Annotated in this window: 15 protein-coding genes and 1 riboswitch; of the genes, 7 read left to right on the forward strand and 8 right to left on the reverse strand. The window is 31.6% G+C overall.

Annotation, left to right across the window (positions count from 1 at the left end; translation table 11 throughout):
• Positions 1-29 precede the first annotated feature (29 nt).
• Positions 30-1205, forward strand: a complete 1176-nt coding sequence (locus tag ACNG5D_RS04265; protein WP_418182250.1) for a GlmU family protein — start codon at positions 30-32, stop codon at positions 1203-1205.
• Positions 1206-1428: 223 nt separating this feature from the next.
• On the opposite strand, the gene ACNG5D_RS04270 is transcribed toward ACNG5D_RS04265, so the two are convergent.
• Complete coding sequence (locus ACNG5D_RS04270; protein ID WP_418182251.1) at positions 1429-3048, reverse strand: ABC transporter substrate-binding protein; 1620 nt, start codon at positions 3046-3048, stop codon at positions 1429-1431.
• An 86-nt stretch (positions 3049-3134) separates the two neighbouring features.
• Here ACNG5D_RS04270 and mtaB point away from each other — a divergent pair, with 86 nt between their 5' ends.
• Together mtaB and ACNG5D_RS04280 are read left to right on the forward strand one after the other, a co-directional pair.
• A complete protein-coding gene (mtaB, locus tag ACNG5D_RS04275) occupies positions 3135-4460 on the forward strand; it encodes a tRNA (N(6)-L-threonylcarbamoyladenosine(37)-C(2))-methylthiotransferase MtaB (RefSeq protein ID WP_418182252.1) in 1326 nt (441 codons plus the stop codon).
• Between the two features lie 139 nt (positions 4461-4599).
• Positions 4600-5091 (forward strand): hypothetical protein, encoded by a 492-nt coding sequence (locus ACNG5D_RS04280; protein ID WP_418182253.1) that lies wholly within the window; start codon positions 4600-4602, stop codon positions 5089-5091.
• Positions 5092-5165: 74 nt separating this feature from the next.
• On the opposite strand, the gene ACNG5D_RS04285 is transcribed toward ACNG5D_RS04280, so the two are convergent.
• Positions 5166-5462: an N-acetyltransferase gene (locus tag ACNG5D_RS04285; protein ID WP_418182254.1), complete on the reverse strand. Its 297-nt coding sequence runs from the start codon at positions 5460-5462 to the stop codon at positions 5166-5168.
• Positions 5463-5577: 115 nt separating this feature from the next.
• Between ACNG5D_RS04285 and ACNG5D_RS04290 the strand changes: the two genes are divergently transcribed.
• Together ACNG5D_RS04290 and ACNG5D_RS04295 are read left to right on the forward strand one after the other, a co-directional pair.
• Positions 5578-6243: an alpha/beta hydrolase family protein gene (locus tag ACNG5D_RS04290; protein ID WP_418182255.1), complete on the forward strand. Its 666-nt coding sequence runs from the start codon at positions 5578-5580 to the stop codon at positions 6241-6243.
• Between the two features lie 36 nt (positions 6244-6279).
• Positions 6280-7206 (forward strand): lytic transglycosylase domain-containing protein, encoded by a 927-nt coding sequence (locus ACNG5D_RS04295; RefSeq protein ID WP_418182256.1) that lies wholly within the window; start codon positions 6280-6282, stop codon positions 7204-7206.
• A gap of 8 nt (positions 7207-7214) precedes the next feature.
• Here ACNG5D_RS04295 and ACNG5D_RS04300 read toward each other — a convergent pair whose 3' ends face one another.
• A complete protein-coding gene (locus tag ACNG5D_RS04300) occupies positions 7215-7793 on the reverse strand; it encodes a tetratricopeptide repeat protein (RefSeq protein ID WP_418182257.1) in 579 nt (192 codons plus the stop codon).
• Between the two features lie 293 nt (positions 7794-8086).
• On the opposite strand from ACNG5D_RS04300, the gene rpmH reads away from it, so the two are divergent.
• Together rpmH and carB are read left to right on the forward strand one after the other, a co-directional pair.
• Positions 8087-8248, forward strand: a complete 162-nt coding sequence (gene rpmH, locus ACNG5D_RS04305; RefSeq protein ID WP_042495769.1) for a 50S ribosomal protein L34 — start codon at positions 8087-8089, stop codon at positions 8246-8248.
• A 113-nt stretch (positions 8249-8361) separates the two neighbouring features.
• Positions 8362-11217, forward strand: a complete 2856-nt coding sequence (gene carB / locus ACNG5D_RS04310) for a carbamoyl-phosphate synthase large subunit (protein WP_418182258.1) — start codon at positions 8362-8364, stop codon at positions 11215-11217.
• A 67-nt stretch (positions 11218-11284) separates the two neighbouring features.
• Here carB and ACNG5D_RS04315 read toward each other — a convergent pair whose 3' ends face one another.
• The 5 genes from ACNG5D_RS04315 to ACNG5D_RS04335 all read right to left on the reverse strand — a co-directional run bounded on the left by ACNG5D_RS04315 (position 11285) and on the right by ACNG5D_RS04335 (position 16467).
• Positions 11285-11830: an acyl-CoA thioesterase gene (locus ACNG5D_RS04315; RefSeq protein ID WP_418182259.1), complete on the reverse strand. Its 546-nt coding sequence runs from the start codon at positions 11828-11830 to the stop codon at positions 11285-11287.
• A 191-nt stretch (positions 11831-12021) separates the two neighbouring features.
• Positions 12022-13407, reverse strand: a complete 1386-nt coding sequence (locus ACNG5D_RS04320; RefSeq protein WP_418182260.1) for a DNA recombination protein RmuC — start codon at positions 13405-13407, stop codon at positions 12022-12024.
• A gap of 86 nt (positions 13408-13493) precedes the next feature.
• On the reverse strand, positions 13494-14288 hold the full coding sequence (locus ACNG5D_RS04325; protein WP_418182261.1) for an ABC transporter ATP-binding protein: 795 nt from the start codon (positions 14286-14288) through the stop codon (positions 13494-13496).
• A 1-nt stretch (position 14289) separates the two neighbouring features.
• A complete protein-coding gene (locus ACNG5D_RS04330) occupies positions 14290-15324 on the reverse strand; it encodes a FecCD family ABC transporter permease (protein WP_418182262.1) in 1035 nt (344 codons plus the stop codon).
• Complete coding sequence (locus ACNG5D_RS04335; RefSeq protein ID WP_418182263.1) at positions 15325-16467, reverse strand: ABC transporter substrate-binding protein; 1143 nt, start codon at positions 16465-16467, stop codon at positions 15325-15327.
• Positions 16468-16539: 72 nt separating this feature from the next.
• Positions 16540-16735, forward strand: a riboswitch (cobalamin riboswitch).
• The last annotated feature ends 22 nt before the right edge of the window (positions 16736-16757 follow it).

A 16757-nucleotide genomic window follows, 5' to 3' on the forward strand; every position in this document is an offset into this window, starting at 1 on the left:
TTGGGATTTATAAACCTTTAACTTTAATAATGAATTATATTCTTTTTGATGGACCATCGCGTAACAATTTGTTACCATTTACCTTTACAAGACCAGTAGCAGATATTCGAATAGGAATTTTAACCATAAGAGAAAAATGGGAAGCCTATTTAAAAACGACTACAACAACAGTTACAGAAGATTATTTATCAGATAAATACCCAATGGTGGAAATGGAAGAAAACATTATGATTAATGCTTCTTTTCTTCCTAATATAGCATTGGTTGAACTTATAAGCGATTTAAAAGCAAATCAAGCCATTTTTAAAGGTGAAGATGTTATTGCGTTTTATGCAACCGAAGAGCAAGATGATATAGATTTTGAAAAATATCAGGCCATAGAATTTTCTGAAGACATTATTAAAATAGAAAATACTTGGGATATTTTTTCTAAAAATGATCAAGCTATAAAGCACGATTTTGCACTTATAACCAAAGATAAAATCTCGCAAGCTATACCAAAAAGTAATAACACAATAGCGCCAGAAAACATATTTATAGAAGCAGGTGCTAAATTAGAGTATACAACATTAAACGCTAGTACAGGCCCAATATATATAGGTAAAGATGCAGAAATTATGGAAGGCTCTGTAATAAGAGGACCTTTAGCTCTTTGCAATAATGCAGTAGTTAAACTAGGCGCTAAAATATACGGGCCAACTACTATTGGACCCTACAGTAAAGTATGTGGCGAGGTAAGCAACTCTGTTATTTTTGGTTACTCCAGTAAAGGGCACGATGGCTATTTAGGAGATTCTGTATTGGGTGAATGGTGTAATATTGGTGCAGGTTCCAATAATTCAAACTTAAAAAATAACTACGCTCAAGTAAGGTTGTGGGATTACAAAACCGAAGGATTTGCAAAAACAGGATTACAATTCTGTGGTCTTATGATGGGCGATCATAGTAAATGCGGTATAAGTACAATGTTTAACACCGGTACAGTAATAGGAGTAAACGCTAATATTTTTGGTAGCGGATTTCCACGAAACTTTATACCAAGTTTTAGTTGGGGAGGTAGTAATGGCTTTACAACATACCTAACCAAAAAAGCATTCGAAGTAGCCCCAATAGTAATGGCAAGACGTAATGTTGAGTTTACAGATCAAGATAAAGCCATTTTAGAACATGTATTTGAAGAAACAAAAAAATATAGAAGAGATTAAAATTTGGGCGTTACCACAAGGGTCGGGCTTTACGTTGCAAGTCCTCGGTCGTTCCTCCCTGTGGGCTTTTCACTACAATCCCTAACGCACTTGTTTGCTATTGGTAATGCATTACAAGCTTTCTTTTTATTTTCTATTACATGTTTTTAAAAAATAAATGGCAAAAACTAGAAATTGTATTGAAGGATGTAATTGACTATATTGGAAAAAACACAAAAGAGATTTAAATCTTTTTAACAAACCTTAAATCAAGTAAATTAATAGGGTTTGTACCTAAACCAGTTACATTTTTTTGCGTAAAACGCACTACCTCATCATAAAATAGTGGTACCATAATAGCATTTTTCATAGCCAAAGAATCTATAGAGGTATAAAGGCACTTACGTTTTTCAATGTTTGTAATGGAAAAAGATTTATTGTATAAACTATCAACAGTTTTGTTTTTAAAATGAAAATAATTAGAGCCATCAGGAGCAAAATTTTTACTATAAAAAATAGATAAATAATTTTCGGCATCTAAATAATCTGCCACCCACGAGCTTCTAAACATATCTACCTTTCCGTTAGATCTGGCGGCTCTTAAGGTAGCTTCAGGCATTACATCAACAATTATATTAAGTCCAACTTTTTCAAGTTCACGCTGTATAAATTCGCAAAAGCTTAAATAGTTGCTCGATGTTACCAATGTTATTTTTGGGTTTGTAATTCCGCTTTCAATTTTAAATTGTTCAATCAATTGTTTTGCTTTTTCAGGCTTATATGTATAGCCAATAGATTTATGGTGCCCAGGAAGCCCAATTGGAATAAAACCACCATTTGCAGGGTTGCCAATTCCATTTCGCAAATAAATCATCATTTTTTTTCTATCAAAACCATAATTTATAGCCTGCCTTATTAAAACCGATTGCGTTTCTGGAGTTTTAGAGTCTAGGTAAAACCCTAAATACTCGGTGTTTAAATATGGGCCTCTAAGCATATTTACGGTTTTGGTGTATTTATCTCTAAGTTTACCATTAGCCGTAAGTAATTCATCTTTATACGATGCATCTAGTCCAGATAAATAATCAATATTACCTTGCGCAAATTGTAAAAACTCACTTTGTTTATCTGGTAAAAAAGTTAGCGCTACAGCTTCTAAATACGGTAGTTGGTTTCCTTGGTTATCGGTTTCAAAATAGTTTTCGTTTTTTCTTAAAACAAGTTTAATATTTTCTTCCCAACGTTTAAATTTAAATGGCCCTGTTCCTATAGGGTTTGCTCTAAAATCAGAGCCGTAATATGCTGCAATTTCTTTTGGTATTACAGAGCAGTACTTCATACTTAATAATCCAATAAATGCAGGAAAAGGCTGCGTTAAATTAATTTCGAAAACCGTATCGTTTATCGCTCTAAAATTATCAACATGATTTAAAACCCAACTTCCTGGAGCAGCAATTTTATCATCTCTTAAACGGTTTAGGCTATAAGTAAAATCGTTTGCAACAACAGTTCTGGTAGAGTCTTTGCCAAATAATTTGTGTTTATGAAAGTATACGTCGTTTCGTAAATTAAAAGTGTATGTTTTTCCGTTATTCGAAATTTCCCAATGTTTAGCAATTGATGGTAGTATATTTAAATCTTTATCCAATTGAACCAAACCATTAAATAATTGATTACAAACCGAGTTGTCTTGTAATGTTCTTGAAAAAGCAGGATCTAAGGTGTTAATATTAGCAAATTCATTATACCTAAAAACAAGATGGTCTTTATTGGTATTTAAATTGTTATTACAAGATAAAAGCGAAAAAATAATACAATATACTGATAAGTAGATGGTTATTTGTGTAGTAGGCGATTTTATCATGTAACTTATTAGTTGTAAATTTGCAATCTTTTAGTCAAAGAAGGTAAATATAATGAGTTTTCTGGCTACACGGAAATGAAAATACAATGAATAAAAAAGTCGCATTTTATACGTTAGGCTGTAAGCTTAATTTTTCTGAAACCTCTACCATCGCAAGACATTTTAACGATGAAGGTTTTGATAGGGTAGATTTTTCTGAAAAAGCAGATATATACGTAATAAATACTTGTTCGGTTACCGAGAATGCAGACAAACGTTTTAAAACTATAGTAAAGCAAGCCCAAAAAGCAAATCCTAAAGCCTTTGTAGCAGCAGTAGGTTGTTATGCACAATTAAAACCACAAGAATTGGCAGATGTAAATGGTGTAGATTTGGTGCTTGGAGCTACAGAAAAATTTAAAATAACCGATTATTTAAACGATCTTTCTAAAAACGATTTTGGCGAAGTACACTCATGCGAAATTGAAGATGCCGATTTTTATGTTGGTAGCTACTCGATAGGAGATAGAACCCGAGCCTTTTTAAAAGTACAAGATGGTTGCGACTATAAATGTACGTATTGTACAATTCCTTTAGCACGCGGTATTTCAAGAAGCGATACCATGGCTAATGTTTTAAAAAATGCTATAGCCATTTCTAAGCAAAACATAAAAGAAATTGTACTTACAGGTGTAAATATTGGCGATTATGGTAAGGGGGAGTTTGGTAATAAAAAGCACGAACATACTTTTTTAGACTTAGTGTCACAGTTAGATAAAGTAGAAGGCATAGAAAGATTAAGAATTTCTTCTATAGAGCCTAATTTACTTAAAAATGAAACGATCGATTTGGTTTCAAAATCTAGGGCTTTTGTGCCTCATTTTCACATTCCGTTGCAATCTGGAAGTAACGATATTTTAAAAAAAATGAAACGCCGTTACATGCGCGAATTATATGTAGATCGTGTAAGCAAAATAAAAGAAGTTATGCCACATGCTTGTATTGGTGTTGATGTTATTGTAGGATTTCCTGGTGAAACAGACGAACATTTTTTGGAAACCTATAACTTTTTAACTCATTTAGATATTTCGTATTTGCATGTGTTTACTTATTCTGAGCGCGATAATACAGAAGCCGCAGCCATGGATGGTGTCGTGTCTAAAAACGTTAGAAGCAAACGAAGTAAAATGCTACGTGGTTTGTCTGTTAAAAAACGTAGAGCTTTTTACGAAAACCAAATAGGAACAACAAGAACCGTGCTTTTTGAAAGTGAAAATAAAGAAGGGTATATTCATGGATTTACAGAAAACTATGTGAAAGTAAAATCGCCATGGAATCCAGAGCTTGTTAATACGCTGCATCAAGTAGAACTAACACAAATAGATGATGATGGATTAGTAAGATTCGAGTTTAAAAAAGTGTTTTCAAGCTAAAAAAGCATATTTTTTTTACTAATAAACCTTGAATTTTAGCCATTTGCCTTATTTATTGTGTGTTAACCACTTTTCGTATTTATTTTTATAGGTGATTAATTATGCCCCTGTTATGAATAAATTGTTTTTTAAATTTTGTATGTTATGTGTATTAGCTTTTTTTGCTAGTTGTACTTCAGACGATACATCTCATTCAGATAACGCTTCAATTATAGGCGTATGGAAGCTATCTGCTTGGAATGTAGATGAAGGATTCGATATTAATAATGATGGCATAGCAAATACAAATCTTTTAAACGAAATAGATTGTTCTCGAAACGAAACCCTTTTTTTTGATGATAAAGGAGTCGTGTCTTTAAATACTACTTTTAGTCCAGACATAAGTATTGCTTTGTTAAATCAAGAATCGCCTAAATATCACTTTAATGTAGAATGCGATACAGAAGGAATAATAAGTTTAGCAGCTTCTTATTCTGTAAATGATTCTGTTGTTTTAATTGGAGAAAGTGAAGCTACAATTAAAGACGGTAAAATATCGTTGGTTTTTAAAGATAAAATTAAAATTTATAATCAAGGTTTTTCTCAAGTTATTGATGCTAAAGATTTAACTTTAGTTTATGTTAAACAATAACCAAAATAAAGTATACAAAAAAACCGAAACTAAATAGTCTCGGTTTTTATATATCTAAAAAGTAGTTAGAGATGTTATATTCTAACACCAACAGGTAGCATGCGTTTATACTTTCTGTTGCTTCTTACAAATTTAGCAATTTCAGGAGATGTAGGCATAACACTTAGGTTACGCGATTCAATTTCTTCAAAAACAAGAGCTAAAAATTCTTTCTTAAAACTATCGTCAGTAACACCTTCAGGAATTATTAGTTTGGTTAAAAATATCTTTCTTTCTTGTAAAGAGTATTCAATTATTGCTAAATCATTATCAACTTTAATTTCAAATTGACGTAGAAAATCGTTGTCAATTAGTTCTGCAGCTTCAACCATGTTATTTTTGTTTTAAATCTAAGGAAATTAAAAATAGTGAACACTATTTCAATAACTTTGTGCAAAAGTACAAAAAATAATTGTTAGATTAAAGTTAATTTATGGTTAATGCCTTATGAGTCAAGAGATAATACATGTTTATTTTATGCCAGGTATGGCAGCTAGCCCAAAAATTTTCGAATACATTAAGTTGCCAGAAAATCAATTTAAAATACATTTATTAGAATGGATGATACCGTTAGATAATGAAAAACTAAGCGATTATGCATTAAGGCTTTCTAAAAGTATAAAGCATAGCAATATTGTTTTATTGGGTGTGTCGTTTGGCGGTGTTTTGGTTCAAGAAATAAGTAAACATATTAAGGTAAGAAAACTTATTATAGTTTCTAGTGTTAAATCTATGTACGAATTACCAAAAAAAATGCTTTTGGCTAAAACAACAAAAGCTTATTTGTTGGTGCCAACACAGTTAGCAAGTAAGGTAGATGTTTTAGAAAAATATGCTTTTGGCGAAACCATTACCAAACGATTAGAGCTTTATAAAAAATACTTATCAGTTAATAATAGTAAATATTTAAGCTGGGCTATTAAAGAAATGGTTTGCTGGAATCAACTAGCTTATCGGTCAGATATAATACATATACATGGCGATAAAGATGCTGTTTTTCCTATTAAGAATATAAAAAAATGTATTGTTATTAAAAACGGAACGCATATTGCAATTATCAATAAGTATAAATGGTTTAACGAAAATTTACCTAAGCTAATTTTAGGTAACTAAACTATTATTTTTTAATTTTATAAAAAACGTATTACTATGAAAATTATACAGAAAGGATTGGCATTTGTTGGGTTATTAAGTTTATGTACCTTATTTATATATGCGCTCCAAGACGCACCTACAGATGAAAATTTCGAAACTAAATTAATAAACGATTATAATGTTTATGCGCTTCAAGTTCCAGATGATTTAAATTTTGCAGGCGAAGCAGTGCCGCTTAAAAACCCAGATATTTTAGAACGTATGGATAGAGAATTACTAGTTAATACGTATTGGCAATCCAATGGGTTATTAATGTTTAAGCGTTCAAAAAAATATTTTCCTGTAATAGAACCCATTTTGGCTAAACATGGTGTTCCAGACGATTTTAAATACTTAGCTGTAATAGAAAGCGGTTTAACCAATGCTGTTTCTCCAGCAGGAGCAAGAGGTGTTTGGCAAATAATGCCAGCAACAGGGAGAGAAAACGGATTGGAAGTAAATAAAAATGTTGATGAGCGTTATCATTTAGAAAAAGCAACGGAAGTGGCTTGTAAATATTTATTAGAAGCCAAAGCGAAATTGGGTTCTTGGACTTTGGCCGCCGCCGCATACAATGCAGGAAACGCAGGAGTTTCTAGAAGATTAAGAGAACAGGGTGTAACTAATTATTACGATTTGCTTTTAGGAGAAGAAACCGGACGTTATTTGTTTAGAATTATAGCTTTAAAAGAAATACTTTCAAACCCTAAAAAATATGGTTTCAATTTTAGAGAAAAAGATTTATATGCAAATATCCCAACTTATAGAGTTGAAGTAGATACAGCAGTAACAGATTTTACACAGTTTGCACAACGTTTTGGTATAAACTATAAGCTATTAAAGCTTCATAACCCTTGGTTAAGAGAACCGCATCTTAATAATAAATCTAGAAAGCAATATTATGTTGAAATACCTAAAGAAGGGTATTATTCGGTAAATTAACTATTAATTTACCTTCCGCGTCTTTTTTGAGATCTAACAGAAGCACCAGCCCCATAGTGTTGTGTTGGGCCAACAGCTTGTTTCATGTTTTGCTTCATCATTTTAATTTGGTCGGTCAACATGCCTTGTTTGTCAAGCTTTTGTGCTTCACTAAGTAATTTTTGCGCTTCCTGTTTTCTTCTTTTAGAAAAAGCAATACCAGCTAAGTTTAATTTAGCCATAGCTAAATCATGATCCATAGATAAGCCTAAAGAAATCGCTTTCTTAAAATATTTTTCAGCTTCATTCATGTTATCTTGCGATACCATAATGCCATGTAAATAATTATAATATCCTTGTTGTTTGGTTACTAAAGCAGATTCAGGGTTTTTAATTTTGTTTAACCATTTTTTTGCACCATCAAAATCTTGTTTTCTTAACCTTAAAAAGGCTAAAAGAATAAATTCATTTTTAAAATAAAGAAATATAAAAATTAAAGATAAAAATAAAAGGGCAATACCATTGCCAATATAGCCTTCTGTAAATTGATAAATAGCAAAAGCAATAATTCCAGCTGCTATAATTAGTTTTATAATTTTATTGTACATATTTTAAATTTCAATTAAAAAAATAAGGTTTTCTACTTAAATAAACCGTTTTAACTTTAGTTAAGATTGCAAAGAAACTAAAATTTTATTGAAATGTAAATACAGATATTTAACAAAATAATTGATAAGTCTAAATATATAGAGGTCTAACAAACGTTTTTTAAACTTTAAAAATATTTTAAATTTTTTTTAAAAAATGATTTGCAAAATCATAAAGGCTTTGTATATTTGCCCTCGGTTTTAACGAAGCCATTTATTTTAAAATTACAATTCAGATTTAAAGATATAAGATAATGAGTAAAAGAACATTTCAGCCTTCTAAAAGAAAGAGAAGAAACAAACACGGTTTCAGAGAAAGAATGGCTTCTGCTAACGGTAGAAAGGTATTAGCACGTAGAAGAGCTAAAGGAAGAAAAAAATTATCTGTGTCAACTGAAACTAGACATAAGAAATAATGATTAACAATTGTTGATAACTAAAAGGTATTACTTAACGGTAATGCCTTTTTTTATATCTACTGATTACTATTTTTGCAACACATTAAAACACAACATAATAAAGAGTAAAAATGCCGAAAAATCCAAAACTAAAATCGATATTAATTATTGGCTCAGGACCTATAGTAATTGGGCAAGCATGTGAATTTGATTATTCTGGATCGCAATCCTTAAGATCGCTTAGGGAGGACGGTATAGAAACCATACTAATAAACTCCAATCCTGCAACAATTATGACCGATCCATCTATGGCCGATCATGTATACTTGTTGCCGCTTACAACTAAATCGATAATTAAAATCTTAAAAGAACATCCTCAAATTGATGCAGTTTTACCAACAATGGGAGGCCAAACGGCATTAAATTTATGTATCGAAGCAGATGAAAAAGGTATATGGAAAGATTTTGATGTAGAATTAATAGGTGTTGATATAAACGCCATAAATATTACAGAGGATAGAGAGCAGTTTAGAGAGCTAATGGGAAAAATAGGTGTTGGTATGGCGCCACAAGCTACAGCAACATCATTCTTAAAAGGAAAAGAAATAGCCCAAAAATTTGGTTTTCCACTATGTATTAGGTCTTCGTTTACATTAGGTGGAGCCGGAGCAGCCATTGTTTATGAAGAAGAAGATTTTGATAGATTATTACGTCACGGATTAGAGGTTTCTCCAATTCATGAAGTCATGATAGATAAAGCCATGATGGGATGGAAAGAGTATGAGCTAGAGCTACTTCGTGATAAAAACGATAACGTAGTTATTATCTGCTCTATTGAAAATATGGACCCAATGGGTATTCATACAGGCGATTCTATTACTGTTGCGCCAGCCATGACATTAAGCGATTCTACATACCAAAAAATGCGCGATATGGCTATTAAAATGATGCGTAGTATTGGAGATTTTGAGGGTGGATGTAACGTACAGTTTGCAGTATCGCCAGACGAAAAAGAAGAAATTATAGCTATAGAAATTAACCCTCGTGTATCGCGTTCTTCAGCATTAGCAAGTAAAGCAACTGGATATCCTATTGCAAAAATAGCAACAAAATTAGCTATTGGTTATACTTTAGATGAATTAGATAACCAGATCACAAAATCTACTTCGGCATTATTCGAGCCTACTTTAGATTACGTAATTGTAAAAATACCACGTTGGAATTTCGATAAGTTTGAAGGTTCAGACAGAACATTAGGTCTGCAAATGAAAGCAGTAGGAGAGGTTATGGGTATTGGGCGTTCGTTTCAGGAAGCGTTGCACAAAGCCACACAATCATTAGAAATTAAAAGAAATGGTTTAGGAGCAGACGGTAAAGGTTATAAAGATTATAACCAAATTATAGATAAACTAACGCATGCTTCTTGGGATAGAGTATTTGTAATCTATGATGCAATTGCTATGGGCATTCCTCTAAGCCAGATTTACGATATCACAAAAATAGATATGTGGTATTTAAAGCAATACGAAGAATTATTCCAGTTAGAGAAAGAAATATCTAATTATACTATTGATACATTAGATAGAGACTTATTACTTGAAGCTAAACAAAAAGGGTATGGCGATAGGCAAATAGCCCATATGCTAGGTTGCTTAGAAAGCCAGGTATATAATAAGCGCGACGAGTTTAATATTCAGCGTGTATTTAAACTTGTAGATACTTGCGCTGCCGAGTTTAAAGCACAAACGCCATACTACTATTCAACCTTTGAAAGCGATATGGAAACCGCAGACGGTAACCGTTATGCCGATAACGAAAGTGTTGTAAGCGATAAAAAGAAAATTGTTGTACTTGGTTCTGGACCAAATAGAATTGGTCAAGGAATTGAGTTTGATTATTGCTGTGTTCATGGTGTATTAGCTGCGGCCGAATGTGGTTACGAAACCATTATGATAAACTGTAACCCAGAAACGGTTTCAACCGATTTTGATACAGCCGATAAGTTATATTTCGAGCCTGTATTTTGGGAACATATCTACGATATTATTCGCCATGAAAACCCCGAAGGAGTTATTGTGCAATTAGGTGGCCAAACGGCATTAAAATTAGCAGAAAAACTAACTAAATATGGTATGAAGATTATAGGAACTAGCTTTGAATCTCTTGATTTAGCTGAAGATAGAGGTAGTTTTTCTAGATTATTAAAAGAACATAATATTCCTTATCCAAGATTTGGAGTAGCCGAAAATGCCGATGAAGCTTTAGCATTAGCTGATGAATTAGATTTCCCTATTTTAGTAAGACCTTCTTATGTTTTAGGTGGGCAAGGCATGAAAATAGTAATTAATAAAGAAGAATTGGTTGAGCATGTTGTAGATTTATTACGCAAAATACCAAATAATAAACTATTACTAGATCACTACTTAGACGGTGCTATTGAAGCAGAAGCCGATGCTATTTGTGATGCCGATGGCAATGTATACATTATAGGTATAATGGAACATATTGAGCCATGTGGAGTACACTCAGGAGATTCTAATGCCACCTTACCAGCATTTAACTTAGGTAATTTGGTTATGCAACAAATTATAGATCATACAAATACTATAGCAAAAGCTTTAAACACAGTAGGCTTAATTAACATACAGTTTGCTATTAAAGACGATACGGTTTATATTATTGAAGCTAATCCTAGAGCCTCTAGAACGGTGCCTTTTATTGCAAAAGCTTATAAAGAACCTTATGTAAATTATGCTACAAAGGTAATGTTAGGCGAAAAGAAAGTAACAGATTTTAATTTTAATCCGCAATTAGAAGGCTATGCAATTAAGCAACCTGTATTCTCGTTTAATAAGTTTCCTAATGTAGATAAACGATTAGGCCCAGAAATGAAAAGTACTGGTGAAAGCATTTTATTTATTGATGATTTAAAAGATGATGCATTTTACGATTTATATTCAAGACGCAAAATGTATTTAAGTAAATAATAATTATATCTTTAAATAAAAAATCCCGCTATTAGCGGGATTTTTTATTTAGTATAAAGTAAAAATGCTAAGACTCAAATAATTCAATAGAAGCATTTTGTGTTTTAAGTAGTTCAATATGTTCTTCAATTTTAAATTCAGACGAGTTAAACCTTGAAGACCTTGTTCTTGTTTGTTCTTGTCTAGCAATACTTCTTGCAAAGCGCCTTACACTTTGTACGCTATCTAGAATTAAACCAGGAACTGGCGCACTTTTACCATCTTTCCCTATAGCAACCATAGTAAAATATGATGAGTTACAATGTTTAACTTTACCGGTTTGTACGTTTTCAGATTCTACTCGAAGCCCAATTACCATAGAGGTTCTTCCTGTATAATTAACAGAGGCTTTAAGTGTAACCAGCTCGCCAACTTCAATAGGATTTAAAAAATCGACTTTGTTAACAGAAGCGGTAACACAATAGTTTCTAGAGTGTTTTGATGCGCAAGCAAATGCTATTTGATCCATTAAGTTTAGTATATGGCCTCCGTGTATTTTTCCACTAAAATTAGAGTGAGAAGGCAACATGAGTTCTGTAATCGATACTTGAGAATCTTTGGCATGTTTAAACATGAATCTTGATTTAAAAAAAATTAATATTAACCTCTAAAATAGCAATATATTTTCTGTTAGCTTAAGTGCTAACTTTATTTTTGTTGACTTCTAAAATATTTTAATTAAAAAAGTAGTTTTAATAATTATTTAAGTTTGAATTGTTAAAAAAGCAAACAAGTAAGTCGTGTAACGGTGCATTATATTTAAATTTATATGTCATTTTCGGCACGTTTAACAATAGCTTCTGGAAGCGATTTTTTTGCTTTAGCTCCCATTTTTTTTAGTTTTTCAACACTTGTAATTAGGTTTCCTCTACCTTCAAATAGCTTATTCATTGCCGAGTTGTAATCTACTTTCGAGGCGTCAATTTTTTTGCCAACACCAATTAAATCTTTCATTAAGCCTTCAAATTTGTCATATAAATTCCCTGCTTGCTTAGCAATTTCAATAGCGTTGCGTTGTTGTTTTTCGTTATTCCACATACTATCAATAGTACGTAGTGTAGCTAAAAGAGTTGATGGTGTAACGATAACAATATTTTTTTCAAAAGCTTTGTTGTAAATCGTATTGTCTTCATTTACAACAACAGCAAAGGCAGGTTCTATAGGGATAAATAACAATACAAAATCGGGTGATTCTATATCGTATAAATCTTGATAGTTTTTTTCAGATAGTTGGTCTACATGCCTTCTTATAGAGTTAACATGGGCTTTTAAAAATTTAGGTTTATCATCATCGTCAGCATTTACTAATCGTTCGTAATCTGTTAACGATACTTTACTATCAATTATCATTTTCTTACCATCGGGCAAATTTAAAACTACATCTGGCAATACTCTAGAGCCATCATCTTTAGTAAAGCTTTGTTGTACAAAATACTCTCTGTCTTTTTCTAAGCCAGATTTTTCTAAAACACGTTCTAAAACCAATTCGCCCCAATTACCTTGCATTTTACTATCACCTTTTAAAGCTCTAGTTAAATTGGTGGCTTCTTTTGTCATTTGTTGGTTTAAGTCTTTTAAACCTTTAAGTTGTTCTTCTAACGAAGAGTGCATTTTAACACTTCGCATTTGAGTGTCTTCTACTTTTTTCTCGAAAGTTTGTATTTTTTCTTGAAGCGGATTTAATATGCTTTTTATGTTTTCTTTATTTTGCTCGGTAAACTTATTCGATTTTTCTTCTAGAATTTTATTTGCTAAAAGCTCAAAATCTTTACGTAATTGTTCTTGTCGCTCTTCAAGTTCTTTATCTTTTTTTAGGCTTAGTTGTTGAAGGTTTTGGTATTCTGAGTTTTTTCTTGCTAGTTCTGTATTTAAAAAATCTTTTTCTCTTCTAATGTCTTCGCGTTCGTTTTCGGTTTTTAATATGCTTTGGCGTAGCTCTTCAATTTGGTTATTAAAATTTTCTTGTTGTTTTTCTTTTTCGGTTTGATGTGAAGATTTTAACTCGTCTATTTGAAGCTGAAGGTTAGTATTACGCTCTTCAAGTGTACTTTGTTCGCTTTTACTTTTAAGTTTTGTGAAAACCATGCCTAAATAACCGCCAATGGCTGCTGAAAATAAAATGGAAATGATAAGAATAAGACTGTCGTTCATGTATAAAAAGGTATATAGCCAAAGATAAATTTTTAGTTTTAATTTTGGTTACAGATTAAAGAAGTTTTGTTATTGTATTAAAATGTTTACTTTTTTACCCTAAAGCTTCCTATACTTTTATCAAAAGCAATTAAATCTTTAGGAAATAAAGTTTCAAATATTCCATTTTTAATCAAGTTAATAGGGGTGTTAGAAACCACTTTGTTATTAGTCATAACAATTAAATTGTCGCATAATTGAATAGCTAAATCTATTTCGTGCGATGAAAATAAAATGGTTTTATTGGTTTCTTTAGCCAATTTTTTAAGCAGTTTTAAAATATAGGCTTTGTGGTACATGTCTAGATGTGTGGTTGGCTCATCTAAAATAATTAGTGATGTATCTTGTGCTAAGGCTCTAGCAATCATTACTTTTTGTAATTGCCCATCGCTAAGCTCAAAACATTTTTTGTTTTTTAATTTAGTAATATTGGTTTGCTCTAAAGCTAAATTAACAGCATTAACATCTTGTTTATATAAGTTGCCAAGCCAGTTGGTATAAGGTTGTCTGCCTAATGCTACCAACTCGAAAACCGAAAGGTTTTTTGAGGCTACTTGTTCTGTTAAAACTAAGCTCAGCACTTTAGCTAAATCTATGGGGTTGTATTCTAAAATGTTTTTATTGTTAATTTTAATTGTACCACTTAAAGGCTTTTGTACATGGGTTAATGTGCGTAAAAGTGTCGATTTTCCTATGCCATTTGCACCAATTAAACCAACTAATTCACCTTTTTTTAATTCGATATTTATATTTGAAGCAATATAGGTTTTAGTTTTTTTTGAAGTATAACCAATAGATAAGTTGTTGGTTTTAATAATAATATGTTTGCTAGGATTTTCCATATTAAAATACCATTTTTTGTTTTCTAACCAATAGCCAAATAACAACAGGTGCACCAATTAAAGCAGTAATGGCATTAATTGGTAAAGTGTAATCGCTATTTGGTAATTGAGCAATGCTATCGCAAATAAGCATAACAATTGCACCAAGTAAAAAAACTGCAGGGATTAAAGTTTTATGGTTTGATATGTTAAAAACCTGCCTCGTTATATGCGGTATGGCTAATCCAATAAAAGCAATAGGGCCTGTAAAAGCTGTAATTGTCCCGGCAAGTAAGCTAGTTGAAATAATAATTAATAATCGGCTTTGTTTTATGTTAAGTCCTAGGCTTTTGGCATAGTTTTCTCCTAAAAGCAAGGTGTTTAATGCTTTTATTGATGCTATAGCCAAAATAATTCCTATGCTGTAAATAGCTATTAAAATACCAAGGTCTTTCCATGATAAATTACCAAGACTACCAAAGCCCCAAAATACATATTGTTGTAATTGCTCTGCAGAACCAAAAAAGGAGAGTACACTAACAATGGCTGCTGTTAAACTAGCAAACATAAGTCCAATTATTAATATAGCCATGGTGTCTCTTACTTTAATAGATACCATTAAAACAGCAAATAAAACTAAAAAGCTGCCTAAACTTGCAGCTAATACTATGCCCCATTTAGATATTGCGAGCGTAGAAAGTATACCGCCAAATATACCCGAGCCTAAAATAACTAATGCAACACCTAAGCTAGCACCAGAACTTATGCCTAATACAAAAGGGCCAGCTAATGGGTTTCTAAATAAGGTTTGCATGAGTAAGCCAGAAATACCTAAGCCAGAGCCTACAATAACTGCGGTAAGTGCTTTTGGTAACCTGTAATTAATTATTATATACTGCCAGGTTTCTTTTTCGGTAGGGTTACCAATAATACTGTTAATAATAGCTTTTAAAGGAATAGATACAGAACCTAAACTAATATTTACTAAAAAGCAAGCTATTAAAATAGCAATTAATAGCAAGAATGTAATTTTATATGTATTGTTTTTATTCGACAATTATTCTAAAGGTTTAAAAAAGTAGGGGGTGTAATTGTTTAATAATTCTGGATGACAAATTTTTATAATATCCTTTAAAACTAAATCGGGCCTTGTCATGCCTAATTCGTAATACAAAACACCACCGGTGGCTCCTGTTGTATTTGTAAAAGAGTATATGTTTTTATTTTTATAAGCATCAAAAAGCGTATGGTTTTCGTTATTATTTTTTAAAGCTTTTAAACTGTTGTAGTTTGATGGACTAAGCCAAATATCTGCTTTTTTTGCTTTAACAAAAACCGATTCGAAATTTAATTTTAAACTCCCAACTCCTTTAGTATTTTGCCATAAGTAATTTACGTTGGCATCTTTTAAAAACTGAGCTTCTGTGCTTGTACCATTTGGTAAATACCATACATCGCTATGCATGGCACCACTTAAAACACTTGGCTTGCTTTTTATGTTTTTTGCTAATTGTTTAGCTTCTAAATAGTTTTTTTCTATAGAGTTAAAAATAGAATCGGCTATTTTTTCTTTATTATATAGCGCACCAAAAAATTTAATCCATTCGGCTTTTGCTAGCGGCGAGCTTTCAACCCAATCGCCATTAAACATAACAGGAATACCAGATTTTTTTATAGTTTCTAAAGAACGATTGTTGCCATCAATGCCAAAGCCTATAACTAAGTTAGGATTTAAATCTAAAAGTACTTCGGTATTTAAGCCTTCATTTTTACCAATTTCTCTAACGCTTCCGTTATCAATTAAGGATCTTATTTTTTTAGAAGAAATATAATCTGTTCCGGGAAAAGCTACAAGAGTTTCTGCTACGCCTAAAAGCTCTAAAGCAGGAATGTGTGTTGTAGATGTAACAACTATTTTTTTTATAGGACTAGTAATTATACCATCAAATTCATCTTTTAAAAATGAGGTTTTTGCTACATTTTTTTGATTAATTAATACGTAACGGTATTTTTTTTCGGCTTTAGGCCATGGTTTTATAATTTCTATAATTTTGTAGTTGTTATGTTGTATAACATTAAAACCTTTGGCATATTTTAGTGCTAAGCTTCTAGTTGTATTATTTTCTTTTAATTGTTTTGCGGATTCATTTTTACACGAAAAACTTAGGAGTGTAATAATTATAAAAATGTATTTTTTCATAATTTAAAATTTAATTCGTTTTCAAAAGTAGTATTATTTAATGTTTTTAATGAAAGATTAAACAAAATGTTTACTTTTGCACCGAAATTTGGTTTTATTCGGTTTTAATCGAATAAATTAAAAGGGAATCTGGTTAAATTCCAGAACTGTTCCCGCAACTGTAAGCTATAAAGCTTCATGTTAAACTTCAAAGTCACTAAAGGTTCATCTTTGGGAAGGCAAACATGAAGACGCAAGTCAGGAGACCTGCCATTTTCATCATCTAAAAACAACTCTCGGGTAAAGAGTTT

It is taken from the genome of Algibacter ulvanivorans, assembly GCF_048381495.1.
GTDB classification, from domain to species: Bacteria; Bacteroidota; Bacteroidia; order Flavobacteriales; family Flavobacteriaceae; genus Algibacter_B; species Algibacter_B ulvanivorans.